12 protein-coding genes are annotated in these 15,972 nt (G+C 72.7%); 4 read left to right on the forward strand and 8 right to left on the reverse strand.

What is annotated here, in order from left to right:
* Positions 1 to 28 precede the first annotated feature (28 nt).
* Positions 29 to 1,276: an MFS transporter gene (locus tag ACIHAR_RS16630; RefSeq protein ID WP_400019979.1), complete on the reverse strand. Its 1,248-nt coding sequence runs from the start codon at positions 1,274 to 1,276 to the stop codon at positions 29 to 31.
* 238 nt (positions 1,277 to 1,514) lie between these two features.
* On the opposite strand from ACIHAR_RS16630, the gene ACIHAR_RS16635 reads away from it, so the two are divergent.
* Positions 1,515 to 2,000, forward strand: a complete 486-nt coding sequence (locus ACIHAR_RS16635; RefSeq protein WP_365465130.1) for a hypothetical protein — start codon at positions 1,515 to 1,517, stop codon at positions 1,998 to 2,000.
* 2 nt (positions 2,001 to 2,002) lie between these two features.
* On the opposite strand, the gene ACIHAR_RS16640 is transcribed toward ACIHAR_RS16635, so the two are convergent.
* A complete protein-coding gene (locus tag ACIHAR_RS16640; RefSeq protein WP_365465127.1) occupies positions 2,003 to 2,518 on the reverse strand; it encodes a hypothetical protein in 516 nt (171 codons plus the stop codon).
* Positions 2,515 to 4,233: a PHP domain-containing protein gene (locus ACIHAR_RS16645; RefSeq protein WP_400019982.1), complete on the reverse strand. Its 1,719-nt coding sequence runs from the start codon at positions 4,231 to 4,233 to the stop codon at positions 2,515 to 2,517. The genes ACIHAR_RS16640 and ACIHAR_RS16645 overlap by 4 nt, the downstream gene beginning before the upstream one ends.
* A gap of 253 nt (positions 4,234 to 4,486) precedes the next feature.
* Here ACIHAR_RS16645 and ACIHAR_RS16650 point away from each other — a divergent pair, with 253 nt between their 5' ends.
* A complete protein-coding gene (locus ACIHAR_RS16650) occupies positions 4,487 to 5,806 on the forward strand; it encodes a jacalin-like lectin (RefSeq protein ID WP_400019984.1) in 1,320 nt (439 codons plus the stop codon).
* A gap of 215 nt (positions 5,807 to 6,021) precedes the next feature.
* Here ACIHAR_RS16650 and ACIHAR_RS16655 read toward each other — a convergent pair whose 3' ends face one another.
* A complete protein-coding gene (locus ACIHAR_RS16655; RefSeq protein ID WP_400019986.1) occupies positions 6,022 to 7,158 on the reverse strand; it encodes a hypothetical protein in 1,137 nt (378 codons plus the stop codon).
* A gap of 996 nt (positions 7,159 to 8,154) precedes the next feature.
* Here ACIHAR_RS16655 and ACIHAR_RS16660 point away from each other — a divergent pair.
* Positions 8,155 to 8,739, forward strand: coding sequence for a TetR-like C-terminal domain-containing protein (locus tag ACIHAR_RS16660; protein ID WP_365465115.1), 585 nt, complete (start codon positions 8,155 to 8,157; stop codon positions 8,737 to 8,739).
* Between the two features lie 41 nt (positions 8,740 to 8,780).
* On the opposite strand, the gene ACIHAR_RS16665 is transcribed toward ACIHAR_RS16660, so the two are convergent.
* The 3 genes from ACIHAR_RS16665 to ACIHAR_RS16675 all read right to left on the reverse strand — a co-directional run bounded on the left by ACIHAR_RS16665 (position 8,781) and on the right by ACIHAR_RS16675 (position 12,443).
* The gene (locus tag ACIHAR_RS16665) at positions 8,781 to 9,164 is read right to left on the reverse strand and encodes a VOC family protein (protein ID WP_400019989.1); all 384 of its coding nucleotides are present in this window, start codon (positions 9,162 to 9,164) and stop codon (positions 8,781 to 8,783) included.
* Positions 9,165 to 9,391: 227 nt separating this feature from the next.
* Positions 9,392 to 11,083, reverse strand: a complete 1,692-nt coding sequence (locus ACIHAR_RS16670; RefSeq protein WP_400019991.1) for a DUF2264 domain-containing protein — start codon at positions 11,081 to 11,083, stop codon at positions 9,392 to 9,394.
* A 313-nt stretch (positions 11,084 to 11,396) separates the two neighbouring features.
* Entirely contained in the window at positions 11,397 to 12,443 is a 1,047-nt protein-coding gene (locus tag ACIHAR_RS16675; protein ID WP_400019993.1) for a rhamnogalacturonan acetylesterase, read from the reverse strand.
* 192 nt (positions 12,444 to 12,635) lie between these two features.
* Here ACIHAR_RS16675 and ACIHAR_RS16680 point away from each other — a divergent pair, with 192 nt between their 5' ends.
* Positions 12,636 to 14,327 (forward strand): rhamnogalacturonan lyase B N-terminal domain-containing protein, encoded by a 1,692-nt coding sequence (locus tag ACIHAR_RS16680; protein WP_400019995.1) that lies wholly within the window; start codon positions 12,636 to 12,638, stop codon positions 14,325 to 14,327.
* 15 nt (positions 14,328 to 14,342) lie between these two features.
* On the opposite strand, the gene ACIHAR_RS16685 is transcribed toward ACIHAR_RS16680, so the two are convergent.
* On the reverse strand, positions 14,343 to 15,755 hold the full coding sequence (locus ACIHAR_RS16685) for an RICIN domain-containing protein (protein WP_400019997.1): 1,413 nt from the start codon (positions 15,753 to 15,755) through the stop codon (positions 14,343 to 14,345).
* Positions 15,756 to 15,972 lie beyond the last annotated feature (217 nt).

Here is a 15,972-nt window from a genome sequence, read left to right on the forward strand (position 1 = left end):
GGAGACGGGCGCGGGGGCCCGGCCCGGCTCAGCTCCTCCGTATCGGCGTCACCAGCGCCACTCCGGCGATCGCCACGCAGCACCCGCCGGCCAGCAGCCCGACCGGCGCGGTGCCGTACCGTTCCGCGGCCCAGGTGAGGACGGCCGCGCCGACCGGGGCCGCCGCGTACTGGAGGGTCCAGAAGGCGGAGGTGACACGGCCCAGAAGGGGTTCGGGAGTGACCTCCTGGCGCAGGGACATGGAGCAGGTGCCCGCGACGGCCACGCTCGCCAGGAAGGCGGCGGCGAGGACGGCGACGACGGTGACCTCCTGCGCGCGTCCCAGACCCGCCACGGCGAGGCCGCTCACCGCGACCGCCGCCGTCCAGGTCGGTCCGAAGCCCAGCTTCCGGCGCACCCGGGCCACGAGCAGGGAGCCGGCGACGGTTCCGAGGGCGCCCGCCGCGAGCACCGTGCCGACGGTGCCGTCGTCGTGGCCGAGGTCGTGCTTGAGGTGGTAGATGACCAGGTCGTTCAGGCCCAGGGTGAGGAAGCTGAACAGGAACAGCAGGGCGGTGAGGGCGCGCAGCACGGGATGGCCGTACAGGAACGTCACCCCCGTGCGCAGGTCCCGCCACAGCCCGGACCGCTGTCCCGCCCGGTCGTCGGCGGGCCGCTCACGGATCCGTACGACGGCGAGGCAGGCGGCCGACACGCCGAAGCTGGCCGCGTCGACGCCGATCGCGGCGGTCGGGCCGGTCCAGGCGGCGAGCAGACCCGCGCCCAGCGGCCCCAGGACGCCGGCCGCGGCGGCCGTCGCGTTGAGCCGCCCGTTGGCCTCGGTGAGCCGGGCCGTGTCGACGAGTCCGCGCACGACGGTGACGTAACCCACCGCGAAGAACATGCCGACGGCCTCGCAGACGGGCAGCACCGCGTACAGCAGCCAGATCCGCGGCCCGCACAGCCACACCAGGGGGATCACCCCGTACAGGACCATGCGGACGAGGTCGCAGACGACGAGCAGGCGGCGCCGGTCGACCCGGTCCACCACCGCCCCGGCGAACACCGCCGCCACGACCGAGGCGGCCCCGCCCACCGCCGTCAGCAGCCCCATGCGGGCGAGGGAGCCGGTGGCCTCCAGGACCAGCAGGGGCAACGCGACGAGGGCGAAGGAGTCGCCGAGGAAGGACAGGGTCTGCGCGGCCCAGAAGATCCCGAAGTCCCGCTGCCGCCACAGCGGGCGGCCGGTTCCCGGCGTGACCTTCCGCGCCCGGCTGTCGCGCGCCTCGTGCGTCACCCGGCCCCCTCGTACGTCACCCGGTTCTCCCGTGCGCGCCAACTCCCGAAGCAGCCTACGTCGTTGGGTGCCGGTCCACCGTGCGTCCCCCGAGGATCGGCCGCCCACCGCTGCCGGCCTCTCCACCGAGCGCGCCGGGCGAACGCGTGACCTCGGTCCCCCGGCCGGTGCCGGCCCTCGGCCCGGCACCGGAGCCCCGGGCGTGCTTTCGCGCCCCCGGTCGGGGAGCATGACGCGCATGGACGACCTTTTCGACGCGCCGCGCCCCCGCGAGGTCCGGCCCGGCGAGTACCCGGTGTGGGACGAGGCGCTGGCGCTCGTCAACCGCGATCTGGCCGCGCTCCTGCCGGACCGGGGCCCGTTGCGGCTGCTGGCCCTGCCGCCCTGGGAGCAGGAGGACGCGGAGCGCGAGCACGTGTACGTCGCCCTGCCGGACGGCCGGTGGCACGGCAACGACCTCTGGCACGGGTCCGAGGAGACCCTCGGCGCCGCGCTCGACGCCGTCGCCGAGGCCGCGCAGGACACGGTCGTCGCGTGCCTGTGGCAGGTGTGGCCGGTGTGCGCCGAGCACCGCGTCGGGATGCACGCGCGCACGGAGGACGGCCGCCCGGTGTGGTGGTGCGCGGGCGGCCGCCGGCCGGGGGATCCGGCTCATGTGCGCGCCGCCGTCGGCGAGTTGGACGGGCTGCACCGCCCGCGCAGGGCCCGCCGCAAGAGGCGGTGACCTCAGTGGTCCGCGCAGCAGGGCGTCGGATCGGGCACCTCGAAGGGGACGAGTGCGCCGCCGACGGCGGGCATGGCGGTGAGGACGAGCCGCCCGTCCCGCCACTGCGGCCGCACATGATCGCGTGTCACCAGGCTGGTCGCCGGGTCGGGCGGGCCGGGCGCGTCGCCCAGCACCGTCACCACGTCGATGGCGGACGCGGACAGCACCTGCTCGACCGTCAGCGTGCCGTGGAGGGCGTCGGCCCCGGGGTAGAGGACGGCCCGGCCGACGCTGTCCGGCGCTCCGTCCGTCACCGCGTACCCCCGGGCCACGAGCAGCCCGCGCACCGCCTCCGCCGACTCCGCCTCCCGAGCCGTGAGGGAGACGGCGACGCGCGGCCGGCCGTCCCGCACGAGGTGGGTGCAGCCGAACACCGCCTCGGGGAGGGGGAGTTCGGCTGCCCAGGTGTGCAGCAGGTGATCGGCCGAGCGCAGGTCGCGCAGACCGGCGTCCACCGTGAGGGCGTACCAGGTCACGACGGCAGGACCCACACGGGGTTGGAGTAGAACCACAGGTCGAGCCACGGGTCGGCGTCGCCGACGACGTCGATCGCCGGTCCCGCCGGGTCGACGGCCGCGCCCATCGCGCCCACGGCGGATCGGTTGCCGTCGGTGCCGCGCAGGCGGACGTACGAGGGCCGGTCCACGCGCCCGAGCGGGTAGGTGAGCCGCACCGTGCCGGTGGACTTGTTCACCTCGTACGACGAGACGACCTTGGCCGTCGGCGCGGTGAAGGTGTCCTGGTCGGCGACCGGTCCGGTGACGTCGCCCTGGATGACGTCGACGCGGGCGAGCTTCGGCGTGAAGCCCGCCCAGTTGGGGCCGCCGGCGAGGGCGATGTCGACCGTCAGCGTCACGGACGTGCCCTTCTTGACGTGCAGGGCGCCGCCGAGCGTGGCCCAGCGGCCGCCACCCGTCACGCGCACGTCGAGGCCGCCGATGAGCTGACCGTGGTCGACCCAGATGCGGCCGGCGCGGATGCCGTCCATGACGGCGGCGTAGGAGAAGCCGTCGGCGCCGACGTGGGTGCGGCTGTACTGACCGGGCCAGTAGTCGCCCTGGGTGATGTCGATCTTCCCGCCGTAGACCGGGTCCTCGTACTTGCCGTTGGCGTTGAAGTCGCCGCCCGGGCCGCGGACGGCGGTGTCCCCGTAGACCTGGTGGGAGTCGGAGTTGGCGGTGATCCACCAGGGCTTGCCCTCGGCGAGGAGGCTGTCCCACAGGCCGCCGACGGTGGCGGTCATCCAGTCGAAGCCGCCCCAGGTGCGGTAGCTCTCCAGCGGGTAGCCGGGGAAGGAGTTGGCGCTGGGGTTGTTGTCGTAGATACCGCGGGCGCGGGCCATGCCGAGCGGGGCGGGCAGACCGGCGGCCTGGTGGCCGGGGGCGCCCTCGAAGCCTACGGCGATCTGGTGGCCGGCGTGCGTCGCGTCGCGCCAGGCGCGGATCTCGTGCGGGGAGTCGACGCCGCGCCGCGCCGGGTGGTTGGCGAGCATCAGCGCGTCCTTGACCTTGCGGCGGCGGACCTGGTCGCCGAGGAAGGCCAGGCCGGCCACGGCGAGGGCCTCGTTGGCGGGCGTGGAGTCGGAGGCGTTCCTGACGCTGCCGTCGTAGTCGGTCTCGAACTGCTTGAGGACGGAGACCTCGTTGCTGCCGGGGTGCACGAAGACGGTGCCGTGCTCGGCTCCCGGGATGTTCCACTCCAGGCCCTGGAAGACGAGGGTGTCCTCATGGGCGGCGCGGGCCTGCCGGATGTCCGGGTTGACCTTCTCCACGCCGATCTTCGCGTGCGTGGCGCTGCCGTGGTCGGTGATGACCAGCCAGTCCATGCCGTGCCGGGCGCCCTGGCGGACCTGGTCGACCACGCGGTACTTGCCGTCGCTGCTGTACTGCGTGTGGATGTGGTGGTCGCCGGCCAGCCACAGGAAGCCCTTGCTGCGGCGGCCGCCGGTGGTGGCGGCGGCCGGGGAAACGGCCGTCTGCCCGAGGACGCCGGCGGCGGTCAGGCCGGCGCCGAGGAGTCCGGCGCGGCGCAGCAGGGAGCGGCGCGACCGCTGCTCGGGGTTGAGGGCGTCGTCGGGCACGGAGGCGTCGAAGGCTGCGGGCAGGGCCGGAGTGCCCTCGGACCCGTGACCGTGGTCGTGGTCGTGTCCGTGATGGTGGTGGTGATGCCCGTGCGTGTGGCCGTGTCCCATGGTGCCCTCCCGGTTGCCGCTGCTTTCCGCGGCTGCCTTCCACGGCGCTGGTGCGCCGCGTGTGGAGGATCCAGGCGCAACATGAATCCCGGGCGACCGGGCGATGATCGTCGGCCGTCCCGGGCGCGTCCGACTGGCCTCGTCCCTCACTGTTTCCTCAACTGCCCTTGCGCGTCACACTGTTGGGCATCGAAGGTGAGCAGCGTTCAGGTTCCCGCTCCGTTTCCCTCCCCCACCCGGAGACACCCCCACCATGAGACGACTCCTCGGCACCCTCCCGGCCGCCGCCCTGGCACTCGCCGGCCTCGCCGGCACCGGCGCCTCGCCCGCCGCGGCCGCCACCACCGGCACGTTCGACGTCCTGACGTACAACGTGGCGGGCCTCCCGGAAGGCCTGAGCTCGGGCAGTCCGGAGACGAACACCCCGCTGATCTCCCCCCGGCTGGGTGCGTACGACATCGTCAACGTCCAGGAGGACTTCAACTACCACGCGGCCCTCTACGCGGGGGACGACCACCCGTACCGCACCGCGACCAGCGGCGGTGTGCCCTTCGGCGACGGCCTCAACACACTCTCCGACGTCCCGTTCGAGGACTTCGAGCGGGTGAAGTGGAACGCCTGCACGGGCACCAACTGCCTGACTCCGAAGGGCTTCTCGCTGGCCCGGGTCCGCCTGGCCGAGGGCGCGTTCCTGGACCTCTACAACGTCCACACCAACGCCGACGCCACGGACGACGCGCTGGCCGCGCGCCGCGCCAACATCGAGCAGCTGTCGGACTTCATCCAGGCCAACTCCTCCGGCAACGCGGTGATCGTGATGGGCGACACGAACACGCGCTACACCCGCGCCGGCGACAACATCCGCACCCTGGCCGGCGAGAACGGCCTCACGGACGCGTGGGTACAGTTGGTGAAGGGCGGGACGCCGCCGGCCCAGGGCGCGGACGCGCTGCTCTGCCCGACGTCGGCACCGCCGAACGACTGCGAGGTCGTGGACAAGATCCTCTACCGCGGCAGCAGACTGCTGTCCCTGACGGCGACCCGCTACGGCAACGCGTGGGCGTCCTTCCTGGACTCCGCGGGCGGCAACCTCTCGGACCACTTCCCGCACACGGCCGCCTTCTCCTACACCCTCAACCCGTCCCTGAGGGCCGGCGACTTCTTCGGCGGCCCGCACGGCACGGCGTTCAACGACGCGGACGACCTGCCGGCGGCGCCCTCGCCCCGCACGCTGACCCTGAGGGGCGGCTCCCGCCTGGACGCGGTGTCCCTCGCGCACGACGGCGGCACCACCCTCGCCCACGGCGGCACGGGCGGCACGGCGTCGTCCCTCACCCTCGCGACGGGCGAGCACCTCACGTCCGTGAAGCTGACCCAGGGTCAGAAGAACGGCCGTACCAGGCTCTTCTCGGCGGCCTTCACCACGGACAAGGGCCGCACCCTGTCGGCCGGCACGGCGACCTCGGACGCGAAGACCTTCACCGCTCCGTCCGGCTGGCAGATCGTGGGCTTCACGGGACGCTCGGGTGACGAGGTCGACAAGCTGGGTGTGCTGTACGCGCCGATCGGCTGAGCCGGCACCCGGGGACGCCGGGAGGCGGCCGCCGGGGACGCCAGGAGGCGGCCGCCGGGGACGCCAGGAGGCGCCGCCGGGGACGCCAGGAGGCGCCGCCGGGGACGCCTCCGTCCGTACGATCCCGTGACGGCCGTCCGGACGGAGGGCGCTCGACACGGAGGTCACTCGACACGGAGCCGGTGTCAGTGCCGGTCCGCCGCCCTGCGCCGCGGTCAGACGCGGGAGACGGTCCCGCAGCCTTCGGAGTCGTCGCGCTCGACGCCCTCGCTGCGGTCGTACGGGTCCTCGGTCGGCCCGGTCGGCGCGGCGCCCGTGGGGGCGGAGGTCGTGAACTGCGGGTGCATGAATCCGTCGTAGACCTCGCACGCCGAGTTGGCGAGCTCCTGGTCGTACTGGAGGAGGAGCAGCCGGCCGGAGGTGACGTCGTAGTGCGCGGGGTCGGAGAGTTCGACGTCGAGCACGCGGCGCACGATCGTACGGGTGACCTCGGTCGAGCCGTCGGCGCGGGCGACCGGATAGACGAAGGTGTAGTCGGCGTGGACGGCGACGCCCGCGAACTCCCCCTTCTTGAACGTCATGCGACCGCGTGTCTTGACCACGTCACCGACGAGCCGGATCTCGTCGGGGTCGAAGCGGCTGAACAGCGACAGCGGGTCGTGGTCCTTGTCCGGGGAGCGCAGCGAGGCGGTCAGGTGGTCGACGACCTCCGGCTGCTTGGGGTCGAGCACCGACAGGGCGGCTGTGGGGCGTTCGCCGCGCAGCGTCTTCGGATCGAGGTTCGCGCCGATCAGCAGTTTCCTGGTCAGCAGCAGTGCCTGCTCGACCCGTTCCTTCGGGACGGAGCCGACGGCCTTCGCGGCCGGCAGGACGACACCGGCCTCACCGTCGGCCCAGTTCAGAGCCGGGGAACCGGCGAACGGCCGGTCGAGGGTCGGGACCTGCTCGGGAGCCGGGGCGGGCGCTGCGGTCGGGGCGGCGGTCTCCGCGGGCAGCGGCGCTCCCTCGGCGACCCGCGGCTCTCCCATGTCGAGGGGGTCACCGGGCAGCAGCGACGGCTTCAGCGACACGGCGACCACGCCGAGCGCCACGGCCACCCCGAGCACCGCCCACGTCTTCCGGCGCCGGCCGGCCCGCCCGTCCCTCTCCCTCCAGGCGGGCCCGGTGCGCCACCCGTCGGGCTCACCCTGGTGCCGCAGCCGCTCCGTGACCATGCGGGCACGTGCGGAAGGCTCCTTGGGGGCGGAGGCCGCCGCCCCGCTCTCGCTCTCGCTCTCCTGGAGAAACGCCTGCCACTCCTCGTCGGAGGGGGACGAGCCGTTCCCTGGCTCTCGGGGGGATCTGCCGACCACGGTGGCGTGTGCCTTCCTCTAGCTCTCAGGTTGTTCTTCGGACTGCGGGGTGGGGTCGTCCGCCGCTGATCACAGGTTCGCCGGCCTGCCGACCCACAGGTCCACAGGTCCACGGGTCCACTTGGTTCGGGGCTCGGGGCTCGGGGCTCGGGGCCGCGCGCATGTCAGCCCTGACCGGCCACCGACCCCGGAATCGCCGTTTCCACGGGATCACCGGGCTGCCAGTCCTCCGGGGTCCACTCGGGCGTGGGAGACGGACGGTCGGGTGCGGGCGGAGGGTTCTCGCCACGGTTCGGGTTCTGCGGCACGGACCTCGACCCGCCCGTCCCACCACCGTCCGACCCGGAACCTGAACCGGCCCCCGTCGACGTACCGGAACCGGAGCCGCTCGACGTACCGGAGCCGCCGCCCGTCTGCGACGACGGATCCTTCGTCCTCCTCGCGGTCGGGACCGGGGTCTTCGACGGCACGGTCGAGGGGGACGCGGACGCGACAGGACTCGCGGTGGCGGTCGGCGAGAGAACACCACTCACCGACGCGGACACCGAACCCGTCGGCGAACGCTCCCCCTCCGCCGGCTCGCCGGCCCCCGTGTCACCGGCGGCCGAACACCCGGCCAGGCACAGGGCGGCCACGGCCACGACCGTCGAAGGCAGCCACAACGGCAGGGCATGGCGTGTTCTGTCAGCCACGGAGCGGTGTGCCTTCCTGAGGTCGGCGCCGAGACCGGGAAGGGAGCCCCACCCGAATGATCATGAGTGCGCAAGATCTAAAGGATCACCTAAGAGAAACACAAGACGTTCACAGCCCTCACTCGCACGGAAGTGAACAGGATCACGCCGCATTCGGCGCCAAGCCGCAGCATCCAGACACCCGCGACACCCCGACCCCCGGCCCCGGCAGCCCTAGGATTCTTCCGAGCTTCCGAGCTTCCGAGCTTCCGAGCTCCGCGCCCCGCGCTCCCCTGACCCCGGTCCCCTACCAGCAAGGCGCCCCATGCCCCGAGCCGGCCTCACCGCCGACCGTCTGGTCGCGGCCGCCGCCGATCTCGCCGACGAGGTCGGGTTCGACAACGTCACCCTCTCCGCGCTGGCCCGCCGTTTCGGGGTCAAGGACGCGAGCCTGTACTCCCACGTCAAGAACCTCCAGGACCTGCGCACCCGCGTCGCGCTGCTCGCCGGGGGCGAGATGATCGACCACATCGCCGCGGCCGTCGCCGGACGCGCCGGCAAGGAGGCGCTCGCCGGTTTCGCCGAGGCCTACCGGGAGTACGCGCTCCGGCACCCGGGACGGTACGCCGCCACCCAGATCCCCGTCGACCAGGACCTCCTCGCCGACGCCCCCGCCCTGCGCCGCACCGCCGAGATCACCTACGGCATGCTCCGCGCCTACGGCCTGGAGGAACCCGACCTCACCGACGCCGTGCGCCTGCTGCGCAGCACCTTCCACGGCTACTGCGCCCTGGAGGCGGGCGGCGGCTTCGGTGCGCCCCGGGACGTGCGGCGGTCGTGGGAGAAGGCGATCGACGCGCTGCACACCGCCCTCACCCACTGGCCCCGGGAGGAGCTCCCCTCCCGCTAGACGGTGTGCGCCCGCCCCCGGACCGTGTACGCCCGCCCGCGCTACTCGCCCCGCTCCGCCGCGCCCCGCTCCGCCGCGCTCCGCTCCACGCAGAACTCGTTCCCCTCCGGGTCCGCGAGGACCGCCCAGCCGGTGCCGTCGGGGTTGCGGCGGTCGTCGACCAGGGTGGCGCCGAGGGCGAGCAGGCGCTCGACCTCCTCCTCGCGGGTGCGGTCCTGCGGCTGGAGGTCGAGGTGGACGCGGTTCTTGACCGTCTTCGCCTCCGGGACGGTGACGAAGAGCAGGCCGGCGCCCTCGATCAACGCGTCCTCGTCGCCCGGCTCGTCGTCCTCGTGGACCGGCTGGCCGAGGACCTTCGCCCACCAACTCGCCAGAGCGTAGGCGTCGGAACTGTCGATCGTCACGTGGCGGATCATGGAAGTCATACGCGGATTCTTGTGCACCCCCGCACACCCGGCAACGAAGGTGCTCCGCCCGCACGACGACCGACGGCCGGCCTCCCGTCGGACAAGGCCCGCCCCGCGTCGGACACGGCCCGCCCCCCGTCAGACATGGTCCGGCCCCCGTCAGACATGGTCCGGCCCCCGTCAGGCAAGTTTCCGGCCTCCTGCCGGGCAAGACCCGGCCTCCCGTCAGGCAGGACCCACCCACCTCAGGCGTGCCCGGCCACCCGTACGGCGTCCGACGAGAGGTCCACGCGGACCGTCGAGCCGTCGCTCCAGCGGACGTGGATCCCGCCCGCCGCCTCCACCCGCACCGACGCGGCCTCCTCCAAGGGTGCGGGATCGGGCGCGGCGGTGAGCCGGGCGAGGGCGACGAAGAGGCCCTCCCCGTCCGCGGTCACCCCCGTGAGGGCGTCGTCCAGGCCGAAGACGGGCACGGTCTCGGCGCGCACCTCGCCCGCCGCGGCCCACCCGGTCACCCGTACGGGTGTCCCGGGCCGCGCTCCTGTCACCAGATGCGCCCGCACCTCCGCGGCTCCGCGCACCAGCACGACGCTGGTCACCCGCGCTCCCCCGCCCGCCAGGTGCCGGGACGCCGCCCAGCCGTTCCCGACGCCCAGCGGCTCGATGCCGGTCCGGCTCGGGTCGTCCCCGACGATGACGCTGTTGTCGTACGAGGGCGAAGGCGCCGTCACCGTCGAGTAGGCGAGCCGGGTGTAGTGGGGGTCGTAGCGGACGTCCTCGCTGCCGTGGTTGTGGAGGCGGACCAGGCCGTCCGAACTCGTCGACTGCAGCAGCCAGTTGGGAGCGGCGATCGGTGTGGCCGCGTCCGCCCGCTCCGCCGGGCATGCCGCCTCCCGCGCCGTCCACACCTCGTGCTCGGGCGGCAGCAGCAGGCAGAGGAAAGCCTTGCTCGCCCAGTACGGGGAAGCCGGGCCCGAATAGCCCTGCAGGACGGCCGGGTCCGGGCCGTGCCAGCCGAGGGTCAGCACGCCGCGCTCGTCGACGGCGTCCCGCTCGAGAAAGTACTTCAGGGCGCCGGAGGCGAGGCGGCGGGTCTCGCCGGGCGGCAGCGGGGTGTGGCCGGTCAGCGCGCCGAGCCACAGGGGGGCGGTCGTCGCGAAGCGGTAGGTGAGGGAGCGGCCCTGGTGCAGGGGGGCGCCGTCGCCGCCGAACAGGCGCGCGTAGTCGGCGAGATGGGTTCTCAGGCGGCCACCGTATACATGCAGCAGTCGACTGTCGTCCGCGAGCCAGGCGTGCAGGACCGGGTAGAGGTGCATGGCCCAGCCGTTGTAGTAGTCGAAGGCGCGGCCCTCGCCGTCCGTGTACCAGCCGTCGCCGGCGTACCACTGCTCGATGCGTTCCAGGCCGCGGTCGATCGCCTTGCGGGAGGCCTCCGGCTCGTGGCCGACGGACTGGAGGAAGCCGCCGACGGTGACCGGGAACAACTCCCAGTTGCAGGGCCACGGTTCCGCGGTCAGCGCGTCCCCGAGCCAGGCCGCCGTCCGTTGCCGTACGCCGTCGTCCAGGCGGTCCCAGAGCAGGGGGCGGGTCAGACGGAGAGCGAGGGCGATGGACGCCGCCTCGACGAGGGGCTGACCACGGTCCTCGATGCGGGGCCAGACGCCGGCGACTCCGGCCGCGAGCCCGTCCGCGTAGCGTTGCAGGGCGCTCTCGTCGCGGCGGAAGGCGGCGAGGAGGAGCGTGCGCGCGTATCCCTCCAGGCCGTCGGAGAGGCGGCCGGACCAGCTCGTGCGGTCGCCGGGGAGGTGGTAGAGGGCGCGGTCCTCGGTGGCGTACGGCTCCACGGCGGCGAGCAGGGCGTCGGCGGCCGCCTCCCAGTGGGCGCGGGTGTAGCCGGTGCGCGGGCTGAGGGTGCGGTCGGGCGGCGGCAGGTGCATCGGCGTTCCTTCCGTCGGGGGCCGGACGCGGATCCGGCCGGCTCCGGCCGGGGGCCGGACGCTGGGCGCCCGCTTCCGGTCGAGGGCCGGGGCCCGGAGGGCGTCCCGCTCCCGGGCGAAGGCCGGGGCCCGCAGGGCGTCCCGCTCCCGGGCGAAGGCCGGGGCCCGGGAAGCGTCCCGCCTCCGGGCGAAGGCCGGGGCCCGGAGGGCGTCCCGCTTCCGGGCGAAGGCCGGGGCCCGGGAGGCGTCCCGCTTCCGGGCGAAGGCCGGGGCCTGGGGGCGTCCCGGTTCCGGTCGGGGCGCCCCCAGGGGCTCATCCCACCCGTACGGTGCCCCTCGGCACCAGATGCAGGGCGACGAGTTCGTCGCGGACCAGGCCCGCGTACACCGTGGCCCCGTGCACGGAGGTGTGGGTGTTGTCCCGTTTCTCGTTGTAGAGGTACAGCGCCTTGGAGCCCGCGACGCCCAGTGACTCCACCAGCGCCTTGGTCCTGGCGGTCAGGTCGATCAGCGGGACGTCCTGCGCGGCGGCGACGGAGCGGATCACCGCCGGGTGGTCGACGCCCAGGCCGTTGACCAGCAGGGCGGTGCCGTTGTTCAGCGTGCCGTCGGCGTTGAACCAGCGGCGCACGATCGGGGTGACCAGGACGGGCTCGCCGCCCCGCGCGTGGACGCCCACCACCAGCGTCTCCAGGTTCGCCCGGTAGGTCGCCTCGTCGGTGGTCTTGTCGTTGTGGGCGAGCTGGATCAACACCAGGTCTCCGCGGCCGACCTGCGGCTCGACGGTGGCCCACAACTGCGGGTTCCCCAGATAGGTGACCGTACTCTCCCCGGAATCGGCGTAGTTGGCGACCGAGACGCCCCTGCGCAGGTACTGCGGGAGTTGCTGGCCCCAGCCTGCGTAGGGGTCGCCGGGCTGGTCGCACACGGTGGAGTCGCCGACCAGGAAGATCTGGCGTGCGTGCCGGGCCGGGGTGACGCGGATGTCGGCGAGCGCGGGGGCCGAACCGCCGAGGACGAGGTCCAGGCCGGGGGTGCCGGCGGGGCCGGTGGGTTCGCCCTCGGGGGTGCGGACGTTCACCGTGAAACTGCGGGCGACGCGTTCGCCGGCCGGGACGGCGGTCTCGGGGAGCAGGGAGCGCCGGGTCTCACCGCCGATCGCGGTGCTCGACGCCGTCTCGCCGCCGAGCAGGACCGTCACGTCGTAGGTGCCGGGCGGGACGTCGAAGTGGCAGGCGCCGGCGGTGCACCGGTCGAAGCCGAGGGCCGGTCGGGCGGTGTGGGCCTGGGCGGCGGGGACGGCGGTCAGGGCGGTGGTCAGGGTCAGCGCCGCCAGCACGGCTGGGGTGAAACGTCTCACTGCGGTTTCCTCCGTCACGGCGACAAGGGCTGGCGGCTGGACCGTACCGCCTCCGGCAAGCGCTTTCTAGACCTCGACGCAATTTCGCGGGATCCCCAACTTTCAGCGTGTGAAAGCCCTTTCGCGAAATCGATTCAACTGTCACCCTCTCCCTCACCCGCACCCCCACACCTCCCGAAGGAGGCTCCCCCCATGTCCGGAACCGACAGCCCCAGGCCGGTCCGACGCCGTACCTTCGTGCTCGGAACCGTCGGCGTCACCGCCGCCGCCGGCTCGGCCGCCCTCGCCGGTCCGCTCGCCGCCCCCGCGTCCGCCGCGGCTTTCGGCTACACCGACGACGGTTCGCACTACGTCGTCGACACCGGCGCCCACCTCGTCTTCAAGATCAGCAAGACCAACGGCGACCTCACCTCCCTGGTCTACCGGGGCGTCGAGTACCAGGGCTACGGCGGCATGAACTCGCACATCGAATCCGGCCTCGGCGCCTCCACCGTCACCATCCGGCAGTCCGGCTCGACCATCCTGATCTCGGTCGCGTACGGCACCCTCAAGCACTACTACGCGGCCCGCAGCGGCGAGAACAACATCTACCTGTGGACCGACAAGGCCGACACGTCCGTCTCAGCGACCCGCTACATCGTCCGCGTGAGGAAGGGCCTGTTCCTCAACGACGAACCCGACTCCTACACGTACGCCACCTCGACCGTCGAGGCGTCGGACGTCTTCGCGAAATCCGACGGCCAGACCCGCTCCAAGCACTTCTCGCGGCTGCGGGTGATGGACTACGACTACGTCGGCTGGGCCTCGGGCGGCGTGGGCCTGTGGATCGTGCGCAGCAACCACGAGAAGGCCTCCGGCGGCCCCTTCTACCGCTCCCTCCTGCGCCACCAGAGCGCCGACGGCGGCGGCCTGTACGAGATCCTCCACTACGGCCAGAACCAGACCGAGGCGCAGCGCTTCGGTCTCCAGGGCCCGTACGTCATCGCCTTCACGGACGGCGGCGCGCCCTCCTCGTCCCTGTTCCCCGGCACCCTGACCACCTCGTGGGCGGACTCGCTCGGGATTCCCGGGTACGTCGGGGCGAGCGGGCGGGGCCGGGTCGCCGGCGTCGGCATCACGGGACGGAACACGGCGTACCCGTACACGGTGGGGCTGGCCAACCCGGCGGCGCAGTACTGGGGTGCGGCGCGGGCCTCCGACGGCTGGTTCTCGATCGGCGGGGTGCTTCCGGGGACGTACACGCTGACGGTCTACAAGAGCGAGTTGGCTGTATACAGTACGCAGGTCACCGTGTCCGCCGGGTCGACGACCACCCTCAACACCCTCGCGATCCCGTCGTCCAACGACCCGGGCAACGCGAGCGCGATCTGGCGGATCAACGACTGGACCGGCACGCCGAGCGGCTTCAAGAACGCCGACCTGATGACGTACGCGCACCCGTCGGACGTGCGGGCCGCCGCCTGGACCGGCAACGTGGTCATCGGCAGCGGCAGCGAGACCTCGGCCTTCCCCTGCTACCTCTGGAAGGACGTCAACAGCGGACTGCTCGTCTATTTCAGGCTGACCGCGGCCCAGGCCGCCGCCGCGCACACCCTGCGCATCGGCGTGACGACGGCCTACGCCAACGGCCGCCCGCAGGTCGTCGTCAACGACGCCTGGACGTCGGCCGTCCCCTCTCCGCCCACCCAGCCGACCACGCGGTCACTGACCAACGGCTCGTACCGGGGCAACAACCACACGTTCACCTACGGCATCCCGGCGAGCGCGTGGCTCACGGACACCGGTCGGTACAACGTGCTGAGGATCAACGTGGTGAGCGGGTCGGGGACGAGCGGTTTCCTCAGCGCGGGCACGGCGATCGACGCGATCGACCTGCTGGCCTGACCGTCCGCCGGGCCGTCAGGTGCCGCGCGCCCACTGCTGGTTGGTTCCTCCGTTGCAGGTGTACGTGATGATCGCGGCGGAGTTGGCGGTGGACGCGCCGTTCACGTCGAGGCACTCGCCGGTGGCGCGGGACGTGACGTTGACGTAGCTGCCAGTCGTGGTGAGCGACCACTGCTGGCCGGTGGACGCGGAGTTGCAGTTCTCCTGGGTGACCGTGTTCGCGTTCTCCTGGACGCACAGGGAGCTGTTCCTGACCACCAGCTGGTAGTAACCGCTTCCGACGGACTTGAACCAGTACTTCTGGTTGTTGCCGCCGTTGCAGTCGTACTGCTTGATCTGGGCGCCCTGCCAGAGCGACTGGCTCGTCACGTCCGCGCACCTGCCGCTGTGCCGGGCGATCAGCGTGTTGTACGTGGCGCTGGTGCCGGTGACGGTGCCGGCGGCCGTGTCGAGGGTGATCTCCGGCGACCAGGCCATGGACATCGACGTCGAGCTCGGGAAGGTCAGCGGCAGCCACACGTACCGCGAGTCGTTGACGGTCCCGCCGAAGGAGTTGCCCCAGCGGTCGCCCATGTACAGGTACGAGGTGCCCGAGGATCCCTGCACCGGCAGAACGTATGCGGTCTGCGAGCCGTACGCCGTCGAGTCGCCGACGTTCGTCATGGCGGTCCACGGGCCGGCGAGGCTGGTGGCGGTGGCGTACTGCTGCTGGTTGGGGTTCCAGCCGGTGGCGCCCGAGGTGAGCATGAAGTAGACGCCGCCCCGCTTGAAGAGGGCGGGGGCCTCGCGGTGACCGCCGTGCCACGGGTCGGCGACCAGGCTCGCGATGCCGGTGTAGTCGGCGGTGAGCCGGTAGATGTGCAGGTCGTAGTTCTCGCGGGCGGCGGAGACCATGTAGCCGGCGCCGTCGGTGTCGACGAAGACCGTGATGTCGCGGGACATGTGCTGGCCCAGCGGTCGGAAGCTGCCCCGCCAGGTGTAGTCGCCGTCGACCGTGTCGGAGACGGCGACGGCGGCGCGCGCCTCGCTGTAGTCGGTGCCGTTCTCCTTGTGCATCCACATCACGAACGTGCCGGTGGAGGCGTTGTACATCACCTTGGGGCGCTCGATGTTGGCGGTCGCCAGCTCGGGGTCGCTCGCCTGGGTCAGGACGTGGTTGCGGAACTCCCAGTTCTTCAGGTCGGTGGAGCGGTAGGCGTCCACGTACCGGAAGGTGTTGTCGGCGTTGCGGTGCTCACCGAACCAGTAGTAGTAGTTCCCGACCTTGAGGACCCCGCCGCCGTGAGCGTGCAGGGCGTTGCCGGACGTGTCGGTGAACCGGGTGCCGTTGGCGATCGTCTGGGGTGCGGCCTGGGCCGGTGCCGCGGTGACGAGTGCACCGGCCAGCGCCAGACAGAGGGCGAGCAGGATCGCGTACGCACGTCTCATCTCACGCACTCTCCTTCACGGTGTCGGCGACGGGAACGCCGATGTCGGTGGGGGCCGCCCGGGGTCCGGCCGGAACGGGGGCTGCGGACCCGGGGGCGGTCGGGGCCGTTCAGGGGGTCGCCGTCGGTCTGCTGGTAGGGGCGGGCGCGGTGGAGCAGGACGTCGGTCTCGCCGTCCTCGGCGACCGTGAACGCGTTGCGATCGGCCGTCGTTCGGC

The sequence above is a fragment of the Streptomyces sp. NPDC052016 genome (assembly GCF_044548445.1).
GTDB lineage: Bacteria > Actinomycetota > Actinomycetes > Streptomycetales > Streptomycetaceae > Streptomyces.

What these genes read in the sequence shown, in the direction of transcription:
- ACIHAR_RS16635 (WP_365465130.1), top strand. Translation starts at nt 1,515, where the DNA reads ATGGACGACCTTTTCGACGCGCCGCGCCCCCGCGAGGTCCGGCCCGGC.
- ACIHAR_RS16645 (WP_400019982.1), bottom strand. Translation starts at nt 4,233, where the DNA reads ATGGGACACGGCCACACGCACGGGCATCACCACCACCATCACGGACAC.
- ACIHAR_RS16650 (WP_400019984.1), top strand. Translation starts at nt 4,487, where the DNA reads ATGAGACGACTCCTCGGCACCCTCCCGGCCGCCGCCCTGGCACTCGCC.
- ACIHAR_RS16660 (WP_365465115.1), top strand. Translation starts at nt 8,155, where the DNA reads ATGCCCCGAGCCGGCCTCACCGCCGACCGTCTGGTCGCGGCCGCCGCC.
- ACIHAR_RS16665 (WP_400019989.1), bottom strand. Translation starts at nt 9,164, where the DNA reads ATGACTTCCATGATCCGCCACGTGACGATCGACAGTTCCGACGCCTAC.
- ACIHAR_RS16670 (WP_400019991.1), bottom strand. Translation starts at nt 11,083, where the DNA reads ATGCACCTGCCGCCGCCCGACCGCACCCTCAGCCCGCGCACCGGCTAC.
- ACIHAR_RS16680 (WP_400019995.1), top strand. Translation starts at nt 12,636, where the DNA reads ATGTCCGGAACCGACAGCCCCAGGCCGGTCCGACGCCGTACCTTCGTG.
- ACIHAR_RS16685 (WP_400019997.1), bottom strand. Translation starts at nt 15,755, where the DNA reads ATGAGACGTGCGTACGCGATCCTGCTCGCCCTCTGTCTGGCGCTGGCC.